The following is a 22,584-nucleotide window of genomic DNA, read 5'->3' on the forward strand; positions in this document are numbered from 1 at the left end:
CACATTTAACAGTTCTTAATTTAGCGATGTGTTGATAGCAAAAATGTAATATAATCACTTTTCACAATGAGGAATTGGTTGCCATGAAGCCTGTACTGGTTAGGTATCATTTCAGCCAGCATTTCTCAAGCCCTGCCAAAAAGGCTTTTGACTGGTGTACAAGCTTTGACTCAGAAGACCCAAAGTTGATGGGCGGTGAAGAGAACTCTTCTCGCCAAGTAATCCCAATAGCTGAAACTACCCTAATTCTAAGAGACACTTTTCACTTGCCGACGGGAACGGTGGAAAAGCAAAAGCTTGTGCAACTCTACCCAGAACAGCTGACTTGGGTTTCAACGCACTTGTCAGGACCAAACAGGCACTCCCAATTCCTCTACGTTATTTCGCCGAAGGGAAGAGGCGCTTCAGTTTTGGATTTTTACGCTAACCACTTAGAATACACAGAAAACGCCGATGCCCGATTGCTTGCCAAGCAACTATGCAAAGAGGATGCAGCTTTATGGAAGCTCTTGGCAAAGGCGATGGCAAAAGAGTTAAGTTAATGGCAAAATGCGATAATGCTACATAAATTCCAAATTAGCGCTTTGACCATCAAGAGGTATTTCTACATTGTCTAAATAGAGTCTTGGCTTAGGCAACTCTGTAGAAACTGTAGCGTTGCTGATGACTTTTAGTGAATATTTGAACTCGTTGCCTCCTCCATAACCACTGTATTGGTAAGTGTTGTTTCCATCAACAAGTTCAAAGATATTTTCAGGGTAGGCGTCGATGATTTCAGCTTGCCGTTTAAACTCTGGTATGATATAGCCATGCCAATATAATGACACTTTTACCTCGACAACATCCCCAACGCTTGCTTTGGTGCAGTTCAAGGTCTTTTCAAAATAGCTAGCAGTAACATCTGCCTGTGGATTACTATAGCGTATGAGTGTTTGTGCACCGACAAAGACGGCGCTTGAAAGAACAATGATGGTCACCAGTGTAAGAGCAATCCAAGCGGGTTTTCGCCAGCGAGGCTTTAATGATTTGTTGGCATGTGCAATATTGGTTTCTTTTGGGAGCCAACCACGAAGACGCATCTCCAATGTTTTCTTTACCTTCATGGTTTCGCTTCCTTAACTTGTTTCTTTATGCCTCTAGAAGTCATGTTACCTTTCTTAGGTAGCAGTTTGACGATTAAGCCTATGCACATTAATGCGATTCCTGCTCCAATTAGTACGATGCTAAGTTGGTGCTTGTCCTTCTCTATGTTTTGCGGGTTGCCTTCTTCAAACTGTAGCCCTACTGGGATTGGGCTTGACTCGTTCCCAGTGTTTGTCAAGTAGACTTTGTATTGACCACGGGTTGTAAAATTCACTGGAAAATAATGGGGAGTGATGACATCTTTTTCGACTATAGTTTGATTTGTTGTGTCTACCACTTGAACGTGCGCAGGTACAACATATGCATTAGGAAATAATCCCTCAGGCGCACTACTTCGACTGTTCTCTGCTCTGGCTAATCCAACAGTCAGGTTCCCCGGTCCTACTGGTCCGATTAGGATAATGGTGCATGTGGTTGCATTAACGTCAACTTCGCCGCTTCCATAAATGCTACTGGCTGTTACATGTTCTGATGAGGAATTCATCAATAGAACTGCACCTGCGATTAGAATACATATGCCTAAACGGGTAAAGTTTATTCGCGTACTTCAAACCTCCTAGTAAAATACAAGTACATTGGTATCAGAAACATTAGTGCGTAAACAATGGCTAAAACAATAAAATTCCACGCAGGCAAAGTAGCCTCAAGCGTCATTGGTAGATATTGTGTACCAAGTATCCGACCTAACGATATCAACGGCGCTTTGAATGGCGTAAGAACGAGGTACTCTGCTAGGCTCCCAATCGCTTCAGCCTTTAGTTGGGTTATGAACCAAGCAAAAAAAGTAATTGCCATAATGGCGAGTGCGGAAGGAATCGTTTTTCTTATCGTCAACGCAACTAATGTTGCCAATCCACCGCAAAACATGAACATAAGAAGCATAAACGGCAGAGCCTCACCCATGAGCCCAAGTATGGTAAGTGTTGCGGTAGCATCAGAGTAATAGTTCAAAAATATAACTAAACTGTTAATTCCCCAAGCCAAAAGTGCCAAAGGGAGCACTACCGCAAAAAACTTGACTATAAATATTGAAAAACGTGATACAGGCGAAGACAACAAAGTCTGTATTAGTCCCTGTTCATAATCTCTTGCAAAGGATAACGAAATTAAAATACCGCATAGCAAGCCCAAAAATAATATTTGTTGATTCAAAACCGATGAAAGGGATTCTGCTATATCGGAAACAAACGTCGCTTGGAAATCAGGTTGTATAACTATCTGTTGAACTGTTTGGACGCTACTGATAGATATTAAAGCGATTAAACCTACAGCTAATTCAAGAATTGGAAAACCCCAAACCTTTCGGATTTCAGCTCTAAACAATTCTATGTCTGTTTTAAAAAATGTCAGGTTCATAAATTAGCCTCCTTTAACAGCCACCCTAAACAAGGACTCTAAATCATTTCCTGTAGCCTTAACCTCCTCAAGAGATGCGTTAGTTTGAGCTACAAGCGCAGGCAAACGCAACTTAAATTCTGTAGCATCCTTTACAACTACAAACACATTACCACCATCTAACGACACCTCTTTGATACAATCTTCACCCTTTAGTAACTCAACAAGAGGGGCTACAGGCTGAACTTTAACCACAAAGACTTGAGACGTAACTTCACTAAGCAACTGCTTTAGCGTTCCCTGCCGTATCGCCTTTCCTTTATGCATAAGAACAACATGTTCGCAAACTCTTTCTAGTTCAGGCAAGATATGACTTGAAATTAGAAAAGAAAAGCCTTCTTTTTTAAGCGTATTTATTATCTCAATTACCTGTACCCGTCCTAACGGATCAAGATTTGAGGTAGGCTCGTCAAGAATAACAAGGTCAGGTTTACCTAAAAGTGCGTGAGCAAGTCCAATTCTCTGCCGCATACCTGCTGAATAGCCTCTGATGCGTCTATGCTGGGCTTCGTTGTCTAGTTCAACAAGCTTTAGAACTTGCTTGCTTTCGCCAAGAGGGTCTGCGAGTCCTTTTAGTTTAGCCATTAACTTGAGATGCTCAAGCCCAGTGAGGTGATCGTAGAATGCTACTTTCTCATACAAGATACCTATTCGCTGTCTAATTTTTAGCGATTGTTTCCAGCAGTCAAGCCCAAACATCTCTGCTTTACCTGCGTTAGCCTTGATTAAACCGAGGCTTAGCTTGATAGCGGTTGTTTTGCCTGCGCCGTTTGGTCCTATTAAGCCATTGATTCCTTTGTATACTTTAAAGTTAAGACCGCTTAACGCTTCGGTATTGTTGAAACGTTTGGTCAAATTTTCAAATACGCCTAAAACTTGTGAGCTTATGCTTATTCACCTTTTTTCTGGATAAATTAGAACACGCCTTACTGTGGGCTTCATAGAAGCTGGAGTTCTCTTTCTTCGGGATGTAAAAACAATAACCGCTATAATGGCTGTCGCAACAGGTAGAGAAATGAGCAACATGAAAAAGATGAAACCACTCGAGATTAATGGCGGTTTTATTAACTGTAGGTTCAAATTTTCTGAGTAAGAAACCATTTGAAACATGCTGCTGATGATCAACTTCACCCCAATTTCAGACAGAAGTATATCGCTAAGTGTACCAGCAGCGTATGTGAGTAAACCTGTATCAGGGTCATAGCCCAAAGTTAGCCTCAACCAGTCTTTTGGAACGTTTTCTGTCGAATGACACAATTCCACACTCACTACTTGAACTCTATAATCGTCTATGGCTGTCGGTAACTTCCTTCGGTCAGATACGTTTCCAATAAGCCTCCAATCGGCTGTTTCGCCTAATTGAATTTCCTTTTCTGTAACAAGCAGTTCAGGGTCAATCATGAATATTGATGGCGTTGAGTTTATTGTTAACTTACCATCAGACATTTTACCATTCATTGTCGTTTCATAGAAAAAATTGTCACCCTTAAAGGCTAAGTGGACTTTGCACTCATTATCGATTAGTGTAGTCGTAGAAAAAGTCATTTCCAACTCTCTGCTATTTGTGCTACTTCCATTGGTAAAGATAATGTGTATCATCGGCTCAAGTTCTTGGCGAACGCCATCTATTATCGAGTATCCCCCTCCATGGGAGAGAACTGATTTAAACTTCACGCAAGTAGAAAAAGGGCTGCTCGCACTTGCATATGTATAAGGCGGTACAATCAGCGCTGAGGGGGTCATCAACTGCACAAAGAAGGCTGAAGAGAATAAGGATAATAATACTGCAGTTGAAAGCAAAACTGCTACCGACGCGCATATGCGTTTGAGCTTTCTTTTTGATGTTTTCGGTTCCTCAGGAAGCCAGCCACGAGATCGTTCTTCAAAACCTCTTGGTAAATTCATGGTTCAATCTCCGGAATCAGCTTTTTGAAAATCATGTGCGCTAGTTTTGCTGGATGAATATTCTGGGAGTTCTCTGTTTCTATGCCTCTTTCGCGGGCTATGTCGATTAGGTACTGTCTTGTCTGGTTTAGGAATGCTGTGTCGGTGACTTCTTGGGGGTTGTCGTGCCAGTACCAGACTTTTAAGCCGTGGCTTGTGGTGTAGGTTATGATGGCTTTCTTTTTTAGTGCTGGGTGATAGCCGAGGAGTATGGCTTGTTTTGGATACAGTTTTGTGACTCGCAGGTCATTTACCTCTGCAACTTCTAGAAGCGTGCTTGACAGTTTGGCTTGGGCGGTTAAGCGGGTTTGGTTGACGTATTGGCGGGTGGTTTTTAGTTTGTCGGCTATTTTGGTGACGGATAAGCCTTTGCTTATTAGTGCCCAGACTGCTTTTTGGCTTTGGCTCAGAGGCGAGGAAACTGAATAGTTCGGCAACCAAGTTCACCTGTAAACAACTATCTATTTACAAGCATTTAAAATTTACGCAAATTTCCCTACTTCCCCATTTTTATAGAGGGACAGGGTCTACCGCAAAGCAACAAAACTTGCCTTAGTCGTATATACAACCGTATATACAGACGTATATACAGCACCTACCCCCCCTCTGCACCTTCACACACACATAGCACCCAGCTATAGTATAAATAAGAGGGGTATAGTTTTCCCCAAACAACACATTCACCAATGCCCTAAAATAGACTAAAAAGGTTCAAAAAAGACCTAAATTGCACCTCAAGCTCAACAAGCTACATTTTTTCTGGCGCAACCACACCAATCAAGTTCAAAGCGTTGTGCATGACAATCTGTATGGCTTTAGTTAAAGCAATCCGCGCATCACTGAGTTCTTGCGAATCAGCCTTAATCACAGGAAACGCATTGTAGAAAGTGTTGAATTTGTCAGCTAAAGCGTTAGCGTAATCCGCAATCATGTTAGGCTTTAGGTATTCAGTGGCTTCAACAAACATGTCAGGGAAACCCGCAAGCATCAATACCAGTTCCCGCTCAAGCTTCTCAGACAACAACCCGAACTCTGCCGTTTCAGGTTCACGCGCAGCTTTACGCAAAATACTGCATGCCCTCGCATGAGTATACTGAACGTACGGTGCACTGTTAGTTTCAAAATTCAACACGCGGTCCCAAGTGAAAACCACCTGTTTGGAAGAGTCCACATCCACAAGCGCGTAACGCACTGCACCTAACCCAACGAAATCAGCGATTTTACGCTTCTCCTCTTCCGAGAGCATGGGCGAACGCTTTGAAACCTCATCATAAGCCCGACTAACTGCTTCATCCAAAACCTCATCAAACGTAATGTAGTGTCCCCTGCGACTACTCATCTTGTAACCCGGCAACGTAACCAAGTTGTAAGCGAAATGCACAAAATTCTCCGCATACTCATCATAACCCAAAGCATACAAAGCCAGCTTAAGCTGCAACTGCGCCAGCGATTGCTCCATCCCAATCACATTAACAACTTTTTGAGCATGTTTAAACTTCCACAGCGTATAAGCGATATCACGTGTAGTGTACAAGGTGGTGCCGTCTGCCCGCATAAGCGTCAACGGTGGAACCTCGTGGTTCTCGCTCAAACCCAGCTTAGACCGCAAATTCAGCGTTCGCACAACCTTTTCCGCGTCAAACTCCAAAACGTCCTTCTGGCTGTGGACAAACGATGAAGCCTTCAATCTGGCTAAAACCTCGTTAACCTGAGTGCTCCACACAAAATCGCTCTCCCAATCCCACGAATCATACTTCACTCCAACACGGCTCATGGTTTGCCTAAAACCTTCCAAGCACAAGTCGCTGACTTCGCGAATTAACTGTTTGGCGTTGGGTTCACCGTCCTCGTAAGCACGGTTTAGGCGATTAATTTCTTCTTCAGGGTTCTCGTCTTCGCTGATTTTTGCCATCAAAGCCTCAAAGAGCACAGGATACTTTTCTTTGAGTTCAGCGGCAATCGACATCCACTCGTCAATTTCCTTATTAGTCTTCGCCAAATCATCAGCGGAACGCACAGCAATCGCCAGTTCACGCACCTTCTTGAGCCTGTTAATCTCAACCAAGCAACATGTAACCGTGTAAATCTTGCCCACAAACAGATCAGCCTTCTCAGTCGGCTTAGGCTTACCCAACTTTGCATACCCATAAGCAACAACCGAAGATTGCCTGCCAACATCATCAATGTAGTAATGCCGAGAAACACTGTGCCCCCGATACTCCAAAATCCGTGCTAAAGCATCACCAAGCATGGGATTTCTAGCTTGCCCAATATGAATGGGATGCAGGGGGTTGACGCTTGTGTGTTCCACGATGAATTTCTTTGGCTGAGAAGTTTTGACAAAGCCATAATCAACCCCCAACTGCTTAACCGATTCCAATGTTAGTTCGGAAAACTTGGGGAAGTTCACGTAAAAGTTGATGTATCCTGCTCCTGCTGGCTCAACTTTTTCGATGAGGTCAAAGCGTTTTTTGTCTGTAGCGTCAACTAGGTGTTGGGCAATTGCGAGCGGTTTTTGGTTTAGTTTCTTTGCCAACTCAAAGCAGATTGATGACGCAAGTTGCCCAAACTCGATGTTCGGTGTCTTATTGAGCGTGATGGGTGGTTGCTTGATTTCGGGCAGTGCCTTCTTTAGCGCTTTTGCTAGTGCGGTTTGGCACTCTTGGCGGAACTGGTCAAAGGGGTTGTTTGAAACCATGATGGTTTTTTCTCCGTTTACTTCCTTGGAAGCTTAGTTTTGGTTGGGTTATGTTTTTAATGTGAATGCGTATTTATCTGTGTACTGGATGCAGACACGATGAAGACAAAGATAATCTATTCAGAAAAATGTTTAGGCTACGGCACATGGCATATTGAAGGGCCACAGCGGGTAAAAACTGCTCAGAAAATCCTAAAAGAGAAAGGTTACGAGTTTTTGGAGCCACAGCCAGCAAGCGAAGAGGAACTGCTTAGCGTTCATGACACGGATTATCTTTGGAACCTAAAGAAGGGCTTGGTCGAGGATTCTGACACTCCTGCTTACGATAACATTTTTGAGTTTGCTAGGCACTCAGTTGGTGGTGCACTTTTAGCCAGCAAAATTGGAGGTTTTTCGCTTATGCGACCACCAGGACACCATGTCGGCAGGCGTGGTGCTGCTATGGGCATTCACTCTCGAGGGTTCTGTTACCTCAACAACATTGCTATAGCAGTTAAGGTGTTGGGTAAGTCTGCTTTAATTTTGGATGTTGATGGTCATCATGGCAATGGGACGCAGGAGGTTTTTTTTGGTGATGAAAAAGTTGCTTATGTTTCGCTTCATCAGATGCCGAATTATCCTGGCACTGGCTTGTCTAGCGAGGGAAACTGTTTCAATTTTCCGTTGCCTTGGGATTGTGGTGGAAAACGGTATTTGGAAACACTTGATAAGGCTTTAGGCATGGTTGATTTGGCAAAGTTTGAGGTTGTTGCAGTTTCGGTTGGTCTTGATACGCACAAGGGTGATTTGGCGACTTTGGGTTTGGTTAATCAGGATTTCTTTGAAATTGGTAAACGTGTGGCGTTGCTTAGAAAACCAGCGTTCTTTGTTTTGGAAGGTGGTTATGTTGGAGAGAACGTTGGGTTGGATATTGATGCCCTCTTGAGGGGTTACGAAGAAAACTTGTAGTTGGGATAAGAAGGGGTTATTTTTGTTTTTTAGCCATTGCCTTCTTGTTTAGCATTTCGAGTTTTTCTGTGACTTTTTCAGAGCGTTTTTCGGCTGCTGCTAGGAGCGGTTTCCAGTCTCTGTTTTTGACGGTAGTTGTTAGTTCTTCGGTTTTTGCTGGTAGTTGTTGGAGTGCGTCGCTGAAGCGTTTTTCTGCTTCCTCGTCTGATGTGATTAGGTCTAGTGCTTCTTCTGGGCATGCTTCTTTGCATTTTGGTTCGCCTTGGCAGAGGTCACATGCGATGGCTTTGCCTGTGTCGCTGTGGATGGTGATTCCGCCGTGTTCGCAGGCTTGTACGCACCAGTCGCATCCTTTGCATTTTTTGTCGTCTATAATTAGGAGTCCTGTGGTTTCTGATTGGGAGAGGGCTTTTTCTGGGCATGCTTTTACGCATTTTGCGTCGTCGCATGCTCGGCATGTTAGGGCGAAGTTGAAGAGTGGTGTCATGCGGACTACTCGGATTCTGGAGCGGATTGGGTTCCAGACGGCTTCGCCTTTTTCTAGTGTACAGGCGTATTCGCAGATTCCGCAGCCTGTGCATTTGCTGGGGTCAACGGATACGAATTTTCTTTGTGGATTTTTAGCAGGCATTTTTCTGTAACCAACCTTTGAAGTTAACTATAGTCTGTACATTATTGGCTTTTAACCGTTACTTAAGAAAACCACTCTTTTTTACAAGAAACATTTGAAAATGCAATTTAGGTCTTTTTTGAGCTTTTTTAGGCTTTTCTAGGCTGGTGAATCTTTTGCTTGGGGAAAACTATACCCCCTTATATATACTATAAACGTAAAGAATTGTTGCTTTGCCATAGACCCTATCCCACTATAAAAAGGAAGACTTTAATTTGCCAGTTTTTTATGCGGCAAGATAAGGCTAAAAGGTTAGAGCAGGCGGAAGTTTTCTTTTACTGTGGTTAGCACGACATGTGTGTTGGTGCGTTCAATGTATGGTAGCGCGAGCAGTTTTTTGGTGAAAACTCCAAGGTCTTCTCGGCTTTTGAATTTGGCGATTATGATGGCGTCCGTTAAGCCTGTGACATCGTAGACCCCGCAGACATTTGGGATTTTTGCTATCTCACTTTCTGTTTCAACCAGCCTGCCCTTCGAGACAGTTATTTCGGTGAGCACTGTCAACTGGTAACCGAGCCGTTCATGGTCTAATATGACTGAGTAGCCTTTGATTAAGCCCTCTTCTTCCATCTTTTTAATTCTAGACAAGACTGTGCCGACGGAAACGCCAACGTTCTTGGCTATTTGTCTACTTGAAAACCTAGCGTCTTCTAGGAGGCTTTTTAGTATTTTAACATCTGTTTGATTGAGTTCCATAACTGCATCCCTTGCACGTTTTTTCAGCTAAACACGCTTTTTCGAAACGTACTTTTGATATTCAGACGATTAAGTTAATAAAAGTTTAGTCTTAAGCACCAATTAGAGAACAGTAAAACGCGCTTCAAAGATTATTTTCCATTACTTTTGACAGCAAATAGATAGCAATCTTAAATTAGAAGCTCAAACCCCAATAGTTTGAGCCACTAAGATGCAAACTAAATATGACACCATACTAGTCCTTGACTTCGGAGGACAATACTGCCACCTCATCGGCAGAAGAATCAGAGAACACGGCGTCTACTCAGAAATCGTACCTCACGACATCTCACCCCAAGAAATAGAGGCGCTAAAAGAGAAATTTAATGTTAAAGGCTTAATCCTCTCAGGTGGACCCGCAAGCGTTTACGAGCCAAATGCACCAAAACTTAATCCACGCATTTTAGAGGTGAATCTGCCGATTCTGGGCTTATGCTACGGGCTTCAACTCATAGCGCAGTTAACCAACGGTAAAGTTGAACCCGCAACCTGCAAGGAGTACGGCATCGCCCAAGTAGCCATCGATAAGCCAGTCGGCGTGCTGGAAGGGTTAAAGGAAAAAGAAAAAGTTTGGATGAGCCACGGTGACACAGTATTCACGCCTCCACCAGACTATGAAGCATTAGCGCACACAGAAAACTGTCCAGTTGCAGCCTTCAGACACAAGACAAAACCAATCTACGGTTTGCAATGGCATCCAGAAGTCATACACACTGAAAACGGCATGCGTATGCTCCAAAACTTCATCTTCCAAGTCTGTAAATGCCAAGCTAACTGGCAAATGGAAGACCTCATCGGAAAAATGATAAAAGAGCTACAAACGGAAACAGGCGGAGACCGCGCCATAATTGGCTTAAGCGGCGGAATAGACTCAAGCGTAGCTACTGCACTGGCAGCTAAAGCGCTCGGCGACAAGTTAACCGCAGTATTCGTTGACCATGGTTTCATGCGGGAAGGCGAACCTGAAGCAATAAGGGATGCTTTCCAAAAGTTCCCCATCAACTTCATCGTAGCCAACGCACAAGAACGTTTCATGAAAAAATTAAAAGGCATAGATGAGCCAGAACAGAAACGCAAAGTCATAGGCGAAGAATTCATCCGAGTTTTCGAAGAAATAGCCAACGAAACAGGCGCCCCCTACTTAATTCAAGGCACCATCTACCCAGACCGAATTGAATCAGGATTCAGAAAAAACTCCGCAACAATAAAAAGCCACCACAACGTCGCAGGGCTTCCCGAAAAGATAAAGTTCAAAAAAATCCTCGAGCCCCTAAGAGACCTCTATAAGGACGAAGTACGCAAAGTCGCCCGAATGCTTGATTTACCACCAGAAATCGTTAACAGACAGCCGTTCCCAGGCCCAGGTCTAGCCGTTAGGATTATCGGCGAGTTGACTGAGGAGAAGGTACAAATCGCAAAGAAAGCTGACAAAATCGTTCGCGAAGAGATTGAGCAGGGAAATTTGACTGAAGACCTTTGGCAATACTTCGCAGTAGTAACAGACACAAAAGCCACAGGCGTCAAAGGCGACGCCCGCGCATATGGGTATGTGGTAGCCGTAAGAACAATGGAGAGCCGCGAAGCAATGACCGCTAGTTTTGCCAAGATACCCTACCCAGTCTTGGAAAAGATTTCGACACGAATAACTAACGAGATACCGCAGGTTACACGTGTAGTTTACGACATTACACATAAGCCGCCTGGAACAATCGAGTGGGAATAGTCACTTCGCTGTTTTAACATGCTATTGGTTTGAAAAAGCGCCAATTTGCGCCTACCCCTATAGGTTTCTGCATAGAGTTTCTAATATGCTCCAAATATGCTCTGTTTAAATTTGGAGTATAGTTAAAATTTATGTAAACGATATTTTAGAGTGATTTTTATGTGTGCTGATTATGCGGAGTGGGATGAGTACTACCGTAAGTACCCACTTGAAGAATTAGGATGGGAACTGGGCAAACCGAGACCAATACTGGTTGAATATATCGAGGGCGGGCTGATTCCAAAGGGCAAAGCCTTAGATACCTGTTGTGGCGTTGGAACCAACACTTTTTACCTTGCCAAAAACGGCTTTGACGTAACTGGCATAGACATTTCAGCAACCGCGATAGGGATGGCAAAGAAAAAAGCGCAACAAGAAAATGTTAGCGTCAATTTTTTGGTTGAGAGCTTTATTGATTTATCCTTTAATGATGAAGAATTCGTTTTTGTGTTTGACATGGGCTGTTTTCACCACGTAGAAGTTGCAGACCGCGTCAAATTCATAACTGGGATTCACCGCGTTCTTGTGAACGGTGGCGCATACATGCTTACTTGTTTTAGTTACAGGAACGGCCCACGATGGAACCACTTTACTAAACAACAACTGATTGATTTGTTCTCTAAATACTTTGAACTGGGTGAATTTCGGCATTATCCTTCTTTGGAAGGCGATGGCGTCATTCGATTTTTCTATACAGTACTCATGAAGAAACGTTCGCCTACTTGATTTGTTCTAAGGCTTTCTGGATTTCCTCATAGTTAGGCTCAACGTTTGGGTCATCTGAAACCCACATGTAACGAACAATACCCCCACTGTCGAGGATAAAAATTGACCGTTTAGCAACTGTGTAGCCGCTGAGTCCAGCGAAATCGGTTGATTCAAGACCATACTTTTGAGTGACTTCACGTCTGTAATCGCTGAGAATGGGAAATGGCAGCCTGTTTTTTTCTGCAAATGCCTTGTTGGAGAACGGGTCATTTACGCTTATTCCAACCACTTGAGCGTTCAGGTTGATGAGTCGTGCCATTGAATCTCGGAAAGCGCAGGCTTCTTTTGTACAAGTTGCCGTAAAAGCACCGACAAAAAAAGCTAAGACTGTTTTTTGCCCAAAAAATTCTTCTAGACTTCTATGTTTTAATTCAGTATCAGGTAAAGTGAAACTTGGTGCTTTATCTCCAACTTTAATTGGTTTGTTCATGAAAACCGTGCCCTCACTAAGCAAGAAAAAGGAAGCGCTCGTATAAATGGGTAATGTTTAGCCAAAGGTAAAAGCAGAAGGACAAATCTTGCTTAAAACGCATGCCTCACATTGCGGTTTTTTTGCTATGCAGACTTGCCTGCCATGGAAAATCAGCAAGTCAGTGAGTTCCATCCACTTCTCTTTGGGAGTAATCTGCATTAGGTCTTGCTCAATCTTGTCTTGATCTTCTTGCTGCGTCAATCCGAGCCGTTGCGAGAGCCTGCGAACATGAGTATCCACCGCTATGCCTACAATCTTGCCATAAGCATTGTAGAGAACGATGTTAGCGGTTTTCCGCGCGACGCCGGGAAGCTCCAGCAACCTTTCCATTGTATTGGGAACTTTTGAGTTGAATTTCTCAACGAGGAGTTGACAGCATTTTTTGAGGTTTCTGGCTTTGTTATGGTAGAAGCCTGTTGAGCGAATGTCCTGTTCTAACACTTTTAAATCAGCGTTCGCGTAGTCCTCAGCCGTGCGGTACTTCTTGAACAGTGTTTGCGTTACAATGTTTACTCTTTGGTCAGTGGTTTGTGCTGAAAGCATCGTTGCTACAAGCATTTCGAGCGGATTGGAATAATGGAGGGCAGTTTTAGCATCTGGATACTGTTTTTCTAGTAGCTCAATCACTTTTGTGGCTCTCTGTTGCGGCTCGAGATAAATTTCTGGTCTCTTCAAGATACCTCTCCTAGAAACAGTGAATTGAATGCTTACTAATTAAATAATTGCAAGACTCGCAAAATACTTAAAAGTTAACTGAAAAACCCCTTTCTTTCAACAACTATAAAAAAACAACATAAAGCACCCAAAAAATTAATCATCGCTTATATAAGAATCATGATTTGTCCTCAAATAACCTTATATTGTACTGTGCTCCAAGCACCCCTAAAATTAAAAAATGAAGAGGCACCAAAAAATGTTTGACTTCAACATAATTATTCTGAGCGTCTTAGGCGCAGGTTCTTTAGCTTTTTCATTCGTTGAGTACGCGCTCAAGAGAAGAAAGAAGCAAGAGCAAAATTAACCTAAAGCAAGCTTTCGGATGGAAAAATTAAAACGGTTTCCTATAGTTTTTTATTAAAGAACAATTACACCATTAAGGGTCGTGCACAGAGATGGGTTTCACTCTCCTAGCGTCACTGTTGATTCCAGCTTTAGGTTTTCCATTCGTTTTCTTAGCTGGAAAGAAATCTAACAAGGCAGCCGCCATAGCAATAACAGTAATCGCTCTGCTGGATTTAGCGTTGATTTTAACCACTGTGCCGGCTGTTCTCGGTCCAGACCACATCTACACAGAAGAATACTTTTGGATTCCAGTTGTTTTAAACTCGTCCTTCACATTGTTCGTTGATGGCATTAGCTTATCAATGATTATTATGACACTTGTAATAATTTTGGCTGCGGTCATTTATTCGATAAACTACATGGAGGGCAAAAAGAACCTCTCAACATATTACGCGCTAATGACACTGCTTATGGTGGGTTTAGTCGGAGTTTTCATGGCTGAAAACCTGCTGTTATTCTACTTCTTTTGGGAACTTATGATTGTTCCAGCATACTTCATCTTGGGTAACTGGGGTTACAAGGACTCCTACAAAACCGCATTCAAATTTTTCATCTACACTCACGCAGGTGCAGTATTTATAATCCTAGGCATAGGCGGCATCTTCATGCTCACAGGCAGCCTAGACATGTTCCAAGCGGCATCGGCATTAATGAATGCTGACGCTGAACTCGTTAAATGGGTGCTGATAGCCGTAACTGCTGGTTTCGCTGTTAAAATGGCGATTGTTCCTCTACACTTGTGGTTACCTGACGCGTATGCAGAGGCTCCTGCGCCGATGTCTGCTTTGTTGAGCGGAGTTTTAACCAGTGCTGGAGCATACGCCATCATTAGAATCTCACTTGGCACGGTGCTTCCTGCACTATTAACGAACAGTGCTGTTTTCGCTACTGCTTTTCTGCAGGGATTGAGTGTTTTAGGCATCATTTCTGCATTCTTCGGCTCTTTTCTCGCAATGAGAGAAACTGACATCAAAAGAGTAATGGCTTACTCAAGCATATCACACATGGGCTACCTAATGTTCGGCTTCTCATTGTTCCCGAACCCGATGGCTGTTAGTGGAACAGTGCTACACATCATAACTCATGGCATAAGCAAAGGTTTGTTTTTCCTCACGGCAGGAGCTATAACCTACCGCCTAGCAAGCCGAGACCTACGTGAAATGGGCGGTTTCGCCGCAAAGATGCCTACGACTGCCGTTTCATCCATAATAGCAGCGCTTAGCTTGGCAGGTACACCGCCCTTTGCCTGCTTCATCAGTGAAGTCCTAATTTTCATAGGCGCATTCCAAGTAATCACAGCCACAGGAAGCAGCTTTTACATCATCGCAACTGCATTAATGTTGATAGCTACGGTGCTTTCATTGGGGTATGCACTCAGGTTCATAACTAATGTATTCTTTGGTCAATCAAAAACCGAAGAGAAACGCCTCGAGGTTCCAAAGTTCATGGTAGCAGGCATCGTACTGCTAACCGTTATCACAGTAATCATCGGCATATACCCAGCGTTCTTTTTAGACATGATAAAAACAGTCGTGTTCATCTGAGAGGCGCTGACGCAAAACCTTTTTACTCTTTTAGACTTAAACCATATTTTAGGTGCTATATTTGACTTTGAAACTTAAAGTTGATGGAAAAGAAATCCCATTAAATGAGTTTGTCGAACAAATCTTAAGCGGAACCATAATGGGCGCTGTAAGTTCCCTGCGAGGAATCAAAGAGAACTGGGAAAAAATCGTTATAGAAATAGAAAAATGAGCTAATCAACCGTTGAATTCCACAGCGCTTTCTATTTCAGCGAACATTTCACGCTTAGCTTTGCATATTGGGCAAACATACGGCGGGTCTTCACGGAAAACCACGTAGCCACACTGTTTGCAGTACCATAACTTCTTTTTAACCTCTGTAGACTTCTGCTGTTTTGGCTGAGAAGGCACTGTTTCTTGCGCGGTTTCCGCAGGCTTTGTTTGCATAGGTGTGCCGTATGCTCTCCCTTGTTTTTCTAGGGGGCGACGTTCAGGTACATCAGGCAAGTTTTGGCTCTCGTAAACGGCTTTGTTAACGTATAGACGGCAGTAACAGGCTCCGAACTCAGCAACATCTGGGTCGCGGTAATCGCAGGGACAGATGATGTCGCGGTCTATTTCAAAGTTGCCTGTGGCTAATCGGCAGGGACATGAGGGGTAGCCGTAGCGTTCTTCGTTTGTTTTTAAGCCTTCGAGGAACATCTGTAAAAGTTCAGCTTGAGGCGTCAGGTAGTATCCGTAAGTTTTTGCGTCAGCTTCAGCTCTCTTGCGCACCTGCTCTATGCTGGTCAAAGTTCGAGTGCCTCTTTGAGTTGGTCTTTTCGGAATCCTGTTATGACTTTTTGGTCATCGACTATAGTTGTGGGATAGCTTAAGCTTCCGCCTTTACTCAGGATAGCTTGATGGACTTTGCTTTTGTCGTCTTCTCCAAGAAGGTCGACATCAACGTATTCATATTCGATGCTGTTGTCGTTTAGGTACTGTTTGGTTAGTTTGCACCAGACGCATGTGCTCAGCGCGTAGAGGGTGACTTTGTGGTTGTTTTTTTTGCCAGAAACTTTTGAGAACTGCATACTCTCACAGTAAATGTTTTAGTTTTTTGGCGCATATAACTGTTTAGATTTTGGCTTTACTGGCTTTTTCTATGTGGATAGTGCGGGTGGGGAGTGACAAATGACGTATTTTATTTGAACTATTGTTCAATATTTACTCTAATATGTAGATATTCGGACAGTAAAATGCTATTTGGCTATAGTAATGTTTATATTATTTCTCTTTATCAGAAAGACTGTCAATCACGCGAGGAAAAAAATATGAACCCCACAAGAATAACCGTGGCATTCGACAAAACAACAGCGCAGTTACTTGAAAAAATGAGCACAGACGCTCAGGCTTCTCAAAGCGAAATAATGCGCCGCGCTATCAAATTCTATAGCCAAAACAAGGACTTCGAAGACCCCGCCGTGACGAAAAAAATTCACGCCTACATGGACATGATGTTAACTGGTGAACATGTAATCGTGGATATTGACCACTGGCTCATGTTTCTACGCCTCATTTCATCCTCGCCTGAAAAGGAAAAATTTTGGAGCGAGCACAAACAAGTAGCACGTGCACACTGGGAACAACTAAAAACTAAAGTGCACTCGCCAGAAGAACTGCTGGAACGACTGGAGGCATGCAACTTCTTCCGCTTAACAAAAAATGGCAGTAAGGATTTTACGCTAGTTTTAGTTTCGGAGCTTTCAAAGGATTTCATCAGGATTTTCCTTGAAGAATACTTTGCGGCTATGGGTGTTAAGGCTGAGATAAAAGAAAACTTGACTAAATTGAGGGTCACATTTAAAACTTTATTATAAATAAATAGTGTTTGTTCACATTTTAGCTGTATATTCTTAAAATTTATCCAGAACTTCCTAATTTTTATGAACAAATCTTAACTAACTTTATATTATACTGAACATATTGCTAACCAAAAACAAGTGATGAAAAATGTGTGAAGAACTCATAAGATTCGAAAAGTATGCCGCAAAAACAGCCAAAGGCTGGCTAGAATCAGCCCTAAAAGAAGAATAAGGAGGGAAAAAAGTCCTTGGACCTTACAGCTCTCATAATAGTTGTTTTAGGCGTAGGCTCGCTAGGGTTCTCCTTCGCAGAATACACACTATCAAGGAGAAAAAGAGAAAACGTCAGCCAATAATAAACTTCAATCCATGAAAGCCTTTTGGCTTGTTTAACAAATCTCCCGTTTTAGTTTAACGTTTACATCAATCAAACAATCGCAAGTTGCTGTTATCGTTATGCTGGCTGAAGGTTGCCGAAGGCGTTCTGTACCACTTCTGACAATGCAGGGTGGATGTGCATGCCTCTTGCGATTGGACCAAAATCTCCTTTTTCAGTCACCATAGCATTAACGACTTCTTGAATAAGGTTTGATGCTTCAGCGCCGATGATGTGGCATCCCAGAATTTTTCCCGTTTCCGCTTCCACGATAACTTTAACAAAGCCTTCTGCGTATCCCATTGCCGCGCCCATAGCTGTATCTTTGTATTGCGCCTTGCCGACTAGAATCTTGTATTTTTGCTGTTTCGCTTCCGCTTCCTTCAAGCCGACAGAAGCAACCTGCGGGTGAGTAAAGATGGCGTGGGGTGCTGCCAAGTAATCCATCTTGACCTTGTGGTCATGGTTGGCGTTATGCCAAACTATGCCTGCCTCGTAATTGGCAACATGCTTGAACATTTGCTTACCTATAGCATCACCGAAAGCGTAAATGTGCTTTTTGCTGGTCTCTAAGTATTCGTTAACTTTAATGAAGCCACGCTCATCAAGCTTAACCCCTGTCTTTTCAGATTTCAGCAAATCCGCGTTCGACACTCTGCCAGTGGCAATCATAAGCGCTTCAGCGTGAAATTCCTTCACGGTGCCGTCTTGGCGGTTTCTGGCAACGACAGTTTTGATATCGCCATCCTGTTTAGCTTCCACAGCTTCCCAGCCCGTGTAAATATCCATGCGCCTGCCCAACTCGCTCTTGAGAAGCTCTGAGATTTCTGGCTCCTCCTCAGGGATGACGCGGCTGGGTCTTTGGATTACGGTGGTTTTGGTGCCGATTGCAGAAAAGAAGTGTCCGTATTCCATTCCAATGTAGCTACCGCCCACGATTATGATGCTCTTGGGTTGTGATGTGAGCTCAAGCACCGTGTCGCTGGTTAGATAATCAATGTTTTCTATACCCTTTATTGGCGGCAGTGCAACACGTGCACCTGAAGCAATGAAAACCATCTTGCCACGAATCGTGTTTGCATCAATCTGCATGGTATAATCGGAGATGAACTCGCCTGTTTCCTTAAACCAAGTCATCTCAGGTGTAGCTTGAACAGCTGCAGTTTGGTGTCCTGAATCATGGTTCACAAGCGTATGCATCCTATTCATGATGTTGCTAAAATCAACAGAATTGACAGTGACGTTTATGCCTAGTTTACCTGCCTCTTTGGCGATGGCGGCAACATCTGCTGGGTAAATCAGCATCTTCGAGGGAACACAACCTACATTTATGCAAGTGCCGCCCATTCTCCCCTGCTCAACTAAAGCAACTCTAAATCCTTGTTCAATGGCTGCTGAAGCAACAAGCATCCCTGAACCTGAACCGATAACTATGACATCAAACTGCTCCATAAACAAACCACGCTACAAATAAAGTTAGAATAAGCGCAAATAAACTTTTCAACACCGACATCTTGGAAAAATCTTTTAAGCGGTCGCCAGATAACTGTTTTCTGGGGATTTTATTGTCTAAATCAAAGTCTGAGGAAGAAAAGAAAAAGAAAGCCTACTATTATTACGGCAAGAAAGAGAAGAAAGCTAAAGAAGTCAAAAAGTAACAGCTTTGCCAAGAAACCGTGGCAAACACCGCTCATCATGGATGGCATCGAAAGTTTCCAGTTCCTGTTTTGTTAGCGGCAACACTATCCTTGACACCATGCCATTTAAACTGTAAGGGAGGCGTATCAGACGGAACTCGCCAGAAGTAACCCACTCATCAATATGAAAACCCGCCTGCTTTACCAGTTTTGCTAAACTCAGCCTTTCTTCAGCACTAAAGGCGTAAGCTTTATGGTCAAAAACGTGCAAGTGAAAGCCTCTGCCTGAATAAACCGCTCTCACCTCAGAAAACCTCTCCTCCAAAAAACCCAAAAGTTCAACGGCTTCCTGCTTAACCATGTTCAACTCTAACTCACAAAAACTCAAACCCTGCCCATGCTTCATCTTGTCCGTCAAACTGCCGTGAATTGGGCAAGTAATGTTTTCAGGGTCAAGGTCAAACGCAAGTTCCTGTCCCACAATTCGCCCAGCGCTGTCATACACGTTGCGGTCATAATACACTCCTTCAGGCAAGAACTCAAGAATCTGCTGCCGCACATCTTCTACGTCTTTGTATTCATCGATTATGATGGTGGTTGTGGCATCTTGCGTGTATTTTGAGGGGTAAATCCCTGTGTGTCTGCCGATGATGACAGCAAACCTTGTATTCGCAAGTTTGTCCCCAACCCACTTAGCTACTTTTTCAAGCGCAAACTCTTGATTATAGAATTGTTCCCGCTCCTCAAGAGTAGCGTATCGCATGCCAGCTGGCAAAGTATATTGAACCATGCAGACCAACTATAGGTTAGCCTTATGCAACCCAAATGCTTTATGGAAAAAAGAAAATCCGCGGGCGCAATAAACCCTAAGATAGCAATAGACAATCTTGAGAATTCCAATGGTTTTCAAAAAATAATTTAGCCATCTTCAGCAGTTGCTCATTATTAGTTCCTAAGCTAGGCACCGCTTCTTTGCCAGATATGCAAACATCAACCTCTTTATCGTCAAAAATGCATATTCCAAAATCAATATTTGCGTCAACAAATTTTAGCTCAAATAAAGGATTCACAATTAAAGTTTTAAGTTTACGCATTATAGCTGGGCTAACTTCAGTTTTTTGCGTTGCAACCCTAAATTTAACACCTTTTGAAACCGCAGTTGTAAAGGCATCGAAAAAGCTAAAGACAATGAAATTCAAACCCCTAGATGGAAAAATCAAATCAACTGTTGAGGCTTTAGAAAAAGCATTTTCGAACTTTTTTACAAGCCGCTTCCTCTCAGAAGTAATCACGAACTCAGTTTCAGCATCATGAACTACTGTATTATCACTTTTCTCCTTACTTTCACCAAGCATCTCTAAACTTGCTTTCAACTGCGCATGCTCAGAACTTTTTTCTGCAAAAAGGCTCAAAGTACCCTCCTTTAGCGACACAGCCTTATACAATACGGGGTTCGCCACAATCTTTTCCACAAGCCCTAATTTTTCAAGCGTAGGCATTATACGATAGATATCCTGGCGGGCTATGCCTGATGTTCTGGCGATTTTTTTTACTTCAGCTTTATCGAGTTGAGTAAGCGTCAGGTATGTTTTAGCCTGCAACTGGGTGAGCCCCAACTTAATTAGTACGTCGAGTACTTTGTCGTTTTGAAGCGTTTGGCTATTCCCCTTTTCAGAAAATAAAAATTGCACTATTTTTTATATATTTTCCCATATTTCTCGGTTATTTTTTACATTAAGAATCAAGGGATAAAATAAACATGGACAAGACCAGTTACTGGCGGTTCCTGCTTGCCAACCGTTTGTCAGAAGCGGCACTTGTTACAAACGCTTAAACTTACGTTGCCCCCATTCTTGCACTCACAAAAAACAGGAGAATAAAAAAATGCAAAACAAGAAACTTTTGATTGCGTTAGCTCTAACAGTAATCTTAACCGTTCCAATAATAATGCAAGCTTCACAAACAACCACGCAAGCACTAGACGTACCCGTGTACCTAAAAGTACACGCTGAACCAACACCAATAGGCGTCGGCCAAACCATATACATCAGCCTATTCTTCACAAAACCAATACCCAACACGCGCTTACCCGACGGCACAAGCCAAGTCTACGTTGGCTTAACAGTCAACATCGTAAAACCAGACGGCTCAAACCAAACCTTCGGACCATACAAAGGAGACACAACCGGAGGCGTAGGCGGAATAGAATTCACGCCAACCGCAACTGGAAACTACACAGTGCAAGGCTTCTACGCAGGACAAACACTCGTCAGCGGCGAATACATCCTGCCAACCAGCAGCGAACCAGCATACTTCACAGTACAAGAAGAAAAAATACCAGGCTTCCCATACGTGCCGTTGCCCACAGAGTACTGGTCACGCCCAATATACTCAACAAACTTCGCGTGGGCAGCACTAGGCGGCAACTGGTGGGGACTCTACAAGCCATCATTCACTGACACAGGCGGATACGACGCACAAGGCAACAACTTCAACCCATACAGCCTAGCGCCAAACTCAGCCCACATAATGTGGGTCAAACCAGTAGCGTTCGGCGGCCAGCCAGGTTTGCCGGTTAGCGGCGACCAAGAAAGCCAATACACCTCAACCTCAATCCTCTACCGCCAATTCGAACCAATCATCCTAAACGGCGTCATATACTACAAACTCTACACCAACACGCCAACAACATCATCCAGCGTTGAAACACCAGGCTGGAACGCAGTAGACCTACGCACAGGCAAACTGTTATGGCACAAAGACACCAAAGACACACTAAACTTTGGCATGGTCATGCAGTTCCACACCATACAAGAATACGGAACCCAAGCCTTCCTAGTTGCAAGCTACAACTCCAGCCTCTGGCAACTCTTCGACCCAGTAACCGGCTACTTGATAGCAAACATCACCAACGTAGCCAGCACAACAGCCGCAGGACTAGTCGACGACAACGACGACAACGCACAAGGCGCAGTACTCATACACTCAATCAGCAGCGGCAACCTAACAATGTGGAACTCAACCCGATGCCTAGGCGGCGAATCAGCAGTTACCATTCGTCCATCAGGCAACATTAACTACACAAGAGGCAACCAATGGTCAGTCCCAACTCCAAAAACACTTGACGGTAACACAATCACCCCAGCACTGGGCATTTCTGGAAGAACACTAAAAGTAGTACTCCTAAGCAGTTATGGTGCAAGATTATCCACGTTCGCAACCGAGTTCGGTAACGGATACGCTGTTGACGCAGGCATGGATGCAATGACAGGCGCGCTGCTTTGGGGACCAATAAACCGCACCCTGCCAGAATTCCATGAAGTGCCCATTGTGGCAACAGGCGGCGACTACTACGTCCGACACGACAAAGACACCAACGAAGCATACGGCTACTCGCTAACAACCGGCAAGCAACTTTGGGGACCAGTCAAACTCCCAGGAACCGGACTTAGCACACTAGCACGCGGCGCAGCAATCGCATATGACAAAGTCTACATCTGGGACTTCGGAGGCTACGTCAGCGCTATCGACCTGGCAACAGGAAAAATAGCATGGACGCTTGAGCCAAGATCAGCCGGATACGACACACCCTATGGCATCTACCCGT

General features: G+C 43.6%; 24 protein-coding genes. 8 read left to right on the top strand and 16 right to left on the bottom strand.

What is annotated here, in order from left to right; all coding sequences use genetic code 11:
- Nucleotides 1-83: 83 nt before the first annotated feature.
- Complete coding sequence (locus NWE95_10270) at nucleotides 84-542, top strand: hypothetical protein (protein MCW4004282.1); 459 nt, start codon at nucleotides 84-86, stop codon at nucleotides 540-542.
- 18 nt (nucleotides 543-560) lie between these two features.
- Here NWE95_10270 and NWE95_10275 read toward each other — a convergent pair whose 3' ends face one another.
- From NWE95_10275 to NWE95_10305, 7 genes are all read right to left on the bottom strand, one after another.
- Nucleotides 561-1,103 (bottom strand): hypothetical protein, encoded by a 543-nt coding sequence (locus tag NWE95_10275; GenBank protein ID MCW4004283.1) that lies wholly within the window; start codon nucleotides 1,101-1,103, stop codon nucleotides 561-563.
- The gene (locus NWE95_10280; GenBank protein MCW4004284.1) at nucleotides 1,100-1,630 is read right to left on the bottom strand and encodes a hypothetical protein; all 531 of its coding nucleotides are present in this window, start codon (nucleotides 1,628-1,630) and stop codon (nucleotides 1,100-1,102) included. Before NWE95_10280 ends, NWE95_10275 begins: the two co-directional genes overlap by 4 nt.
- Before the next feature lie 47 nt (nucleotides 1,631-1,677).
- Nucleotides 1,678-2,499, bottom strand: a complete 822-nt coding sequence (locus NWE95_10285; protein MCW4004285.1) for an ABC transporter permease — start codon at nucleotides 2,497-2,499, stop codon at nucleotides 1,678-1,680.
- Nucleotides 2,500-2,502: 3 nt separating this feature from the next.
- Entirely contained in the window at nucleotides 2,503-3,393 is an 891-nt protein-coding gene (locus tag NWE95_10290) for an ABC transporter ATP-binding protein (protein ID MCW4004286.1), read from the bottom strand.
- A gap of 39 nt (nucleotides 3,394-3,432) precedes the next feature.
- Complete coding sequence (locus NWE95_10295; GenBank protein MCW4004287.1) at nucleotides 3,433-4,443, bottom strand: hypothetical protein; 1,011 nt, start codon at nucleotides 4,441-4,443, stop codon at nucleotides 3,433-3,435.
- A complete protein-coding gene (locus tag NWE95_10300; protein MCW4004288.1) occupies nucleotides 4,440-4,919 on the bottom strand; it encodes a hypothetical protein in 480 nt (159 codons plus the stop codon). Before NWE95_10300 ends, NWE95_10295 begins: the two co-directional genes overlap by 4 nt.
- A 311-nt stretch (nucleotides 4,920-5,230) precedes the next feature.
- Entirely contained in the window at nucleotides 5,231-7,180 is a 1,950-nt protein-coding gene (locus tag NWE95_10305; protein ID MCW4004289.1) for an arginine--tRNA ligase, read from the bottom strand.
- A gap of 99 nt (nucleotides 7,181-7,279) precedes the next feature.
- On the opposite strand from NWE95_10305, the gene NWE95_10310 reads away from it, so the two are divergent.
- Nucleotides 7,280-8,128 carry a histone deacetylase gene (locus NWE95_10310; protein ID MCW4004290.1) on the top strand — a complete coding sequence of 283 codons (849 nt, stop codon included), beginning with the start codon at nucleotides 7,280-7,282 and terminating at the stop codon, nucleotides 8,126-8,128.
- 16 nt (nucleotides 8,129-8,144) lie between these two features.
- Here the strand turns inward: NWE95_10310 and NWE95_10315 are convergent, their stop codons facing one another.
- Together NWE95_10315 and NWE95_10320 are read right to left on the bottom strand one after the other, a co-directional pair.
- Entirely contained in the window at nucleotides 8,145-8,759 is a 615-nt protein-coding gene (locus NWE95_10315) for a 4Fe-4S dicluster domain-containing protein (protein ID MCW4004291.1), read from the bottom strand.
- A gap of 291 nt (nucleotides 8,760-9,050) precedes the next feature.
- The gene (locus NWE95_10320; GenBank protein ID MCW4004292.1) at nucleotides 9,051-9,494 is read right to left on the bottom strand and encodes an Lrp/AsnC family transcriptional regulator; all 444 of its coding nucleotides are present in this window, start codon (nucleotides 9,492-9,494) and stop codon (nucleotides 9,051-9,053) included.
- A 211-nt stretch (nucleotides 9,495-9,705) separates the two neighbouring features.
- Here NWE95_10320 and guaA point away from each other — a divergent pair, with 211 nt between their 5' ends.
- Together guaA and NWE95_10330 are read left to right on the top strand one after the other, a co-directional pair.
- A complete protein-coding gene (guaA, locus tag NWE95_10325) occupies nucleotides 9,706-11,256 on the top strand; it encodes a glutamine-hydrolyzing GMP synthase (GenBank protein MCW4004293.1) in 1,551 nt (516 codons plus the stop codon).
- A gap of 159 nt (nucleotides 11,257-11,415) precedes the next feature.
- Nucleotides 11,416-12,021 (top strand): methyltransferase domain-containing protein, encoded by a 606-nt coding sequence (locus NWE95_10330; protein ID MCW4004294.1) that lies wholly within the window; start codon nucleotides 11,416-11,418, stop codon nucleotides 12,019-12,021.
- Here NWE95_10330 and NWE95_10335 read toward each other — a convergent pair.
- On the bottom strand, nucleotides 12,014-12,493 hold the full coding sequence (locus NWE95_10335) for a redoxin domain-containing protein (protein ID MCW4004295.1): 480 nt from the start codon (nucleotides 12,491-12,493) through the stop codon (nucleotides 12,014-12,016). The genes NWE95_10330 and NWE95_10335 overlap by 8 nt on opposite strands.
- Nucleotides 12,494-12,550: 57 nt before the next feature.
- Complete coding sequence (gene nth / locus NWE95_10340) at nucleotides 12,551-13,210, bottom strand: endonuclease III (GenBank protein ID MCW4004296.1); 660 nt, start codon at nucleotides 13,208-13,210, stop codon at nucleotides 12,551-12,553.
- 437 nt (nucleotides 13,211-13,647) lie between these two features.
- On the opposite strand from nth, the gene NWE95_10345 reads away from it, so the two are divergent.
- Together NWE95_10345 and NWE95_10350 are read left to right on the top strand one after the other, a co-directional pair.
- Nucleotides 13,648-15,141: an NADH-quinone oxidoreductase subunit M gene (locus NWE95_10345; protein MCW4004297.1), complete on the top strand. Its 1,494-nt coding sequence runs from the start codon at nucleotides 13,648-13,650 to the stop codon at nucleotides 15,139-15,141.
- A gap of 61 nt (nucleotides 15,142-15,202) precedes the next feature.
- Nucleotides 15,203-15,352: a hypothetical protein gene (locus tag NWE95_10350; GenBank protein ID MCW4004298.1), complete on the top strand. Its 150-nt coding sequence runs from the start codon at nucleotides 15,203-15,205 to the stop codon at nucleotides 15,350-15,352.
- A gap of 5 nt (nucleotides 15,353-15,357) precedes the next feature.
- On the opposite strand, the gene NWE95_10355 is transcribed toward NWE95_10350, so the two are convergent.
- A complete protein-coding gene (locus NWE95_10355; GenBank protein ID MCW4004299.1) occupies nucleotides 15,358-15,912 on the bottom strand; it encodes a ferredoxin:glutaredoxin reductase in 555 nt (184 codons plus the stop codon).
- A complete protein-coding gene (locus NWE95_10360; protein MCW4004300.1) occupies nucleotides 15,909-16,193 on the bottom strand; it encodes a glutaredoxin family protein in 285 nt (94 codons plus the stop codon). The genes NWE95_10355 and NWE95_10360 overlap by 4 nt, the downstream gene beginning before the upstream one ends.
- A gap of 240 nt (nucleotides 16,194-16,433) precedes the next feature.
- On the opposite strand from NWE95_10360, the gene NWE95_10365 reads away from it, so the two are divergent.
- The gene (locus NWE95_10365) at nucleotides 16,434-16,979 is read left to right on the top strand and encodes a ribbon-helix-helix protein, CopG family (protein MCW4004301.1); all 546 of its coding nucleotides are present in this window, start codon (nucleotides 16,434-16,436) and stop codon (nucleotides 16,977-16,979) included.
- Nucleotides 16,980-17,418: 439 nt separating this feature from the next.
- On the opposite strand, the gene NWE95_10370 is transcribed toward NWE95_10365, so the two are convergent.
- From NWE95_10370 to NWE95_10380, 3 genes are all read right to left on the bottom strand, one after another.
- Nucleotides 17,419-18,792 carry a dihydrolipoyl dehydrogenase gene (locus NWE95_10370; protein ID MCW4004302.1) on the bottom strand — a complete coding sequence of 458 codons (1,374 nt, stop codon included), beginning with the start codon at nucleotides 18,790-18,792 and terminating at the stop codon, nucleotides 17,419-17,421.
- Between the two features lie 195 nt (nucleotides 18,793-18,987).
- Entirely contained in the window at nucleotides 18,988-19,767 is a 780-nt protein-coding gene (locus NWE95_10375) for a DNA primase (protein MCW4004303.1), read from the bottom strand.
- A 76-nt stretch (nucleotides 19,768-19,843) separates the two neighbouring features.
- The gene (locus NWE95_10380; protein ID MCW4004304.1) at nucleotides 19,844-20,668 is read right to left on the bottom strand and encodes a hypothetical protein; all 825 of its coding nucleotides are present in this window, start codon (nucleotides 20,666-20,668) and stop codon (nucleotides 19,844-19,846) included.
- A 193-nt stretch (nucleotides 20,669-20,861) separates the two neighbouring features.
- Between NWE95_10380 and NWE95_10385 the strand changes: the two genes are divergently transcribed.
- A partial coding sequence (locus NWE95_10385; GenBank protein MCW4004305.1) for a PQQ-like beta-propeller repeat protein occupies nucleotides 20,862-22,584 on the top strand: 1,723 nt, incomplete at its 3' end.

The sequence above is a fragment of the Candidatus Bathyarchaeota archaeon genome, assembly GCA_026014725.1.
Lineage (GTDB): Archaea > Thermoproteota > Bathyarchaeia > Bathyarchaeales > Bathycorpusculaceae > Bathycorpusculum.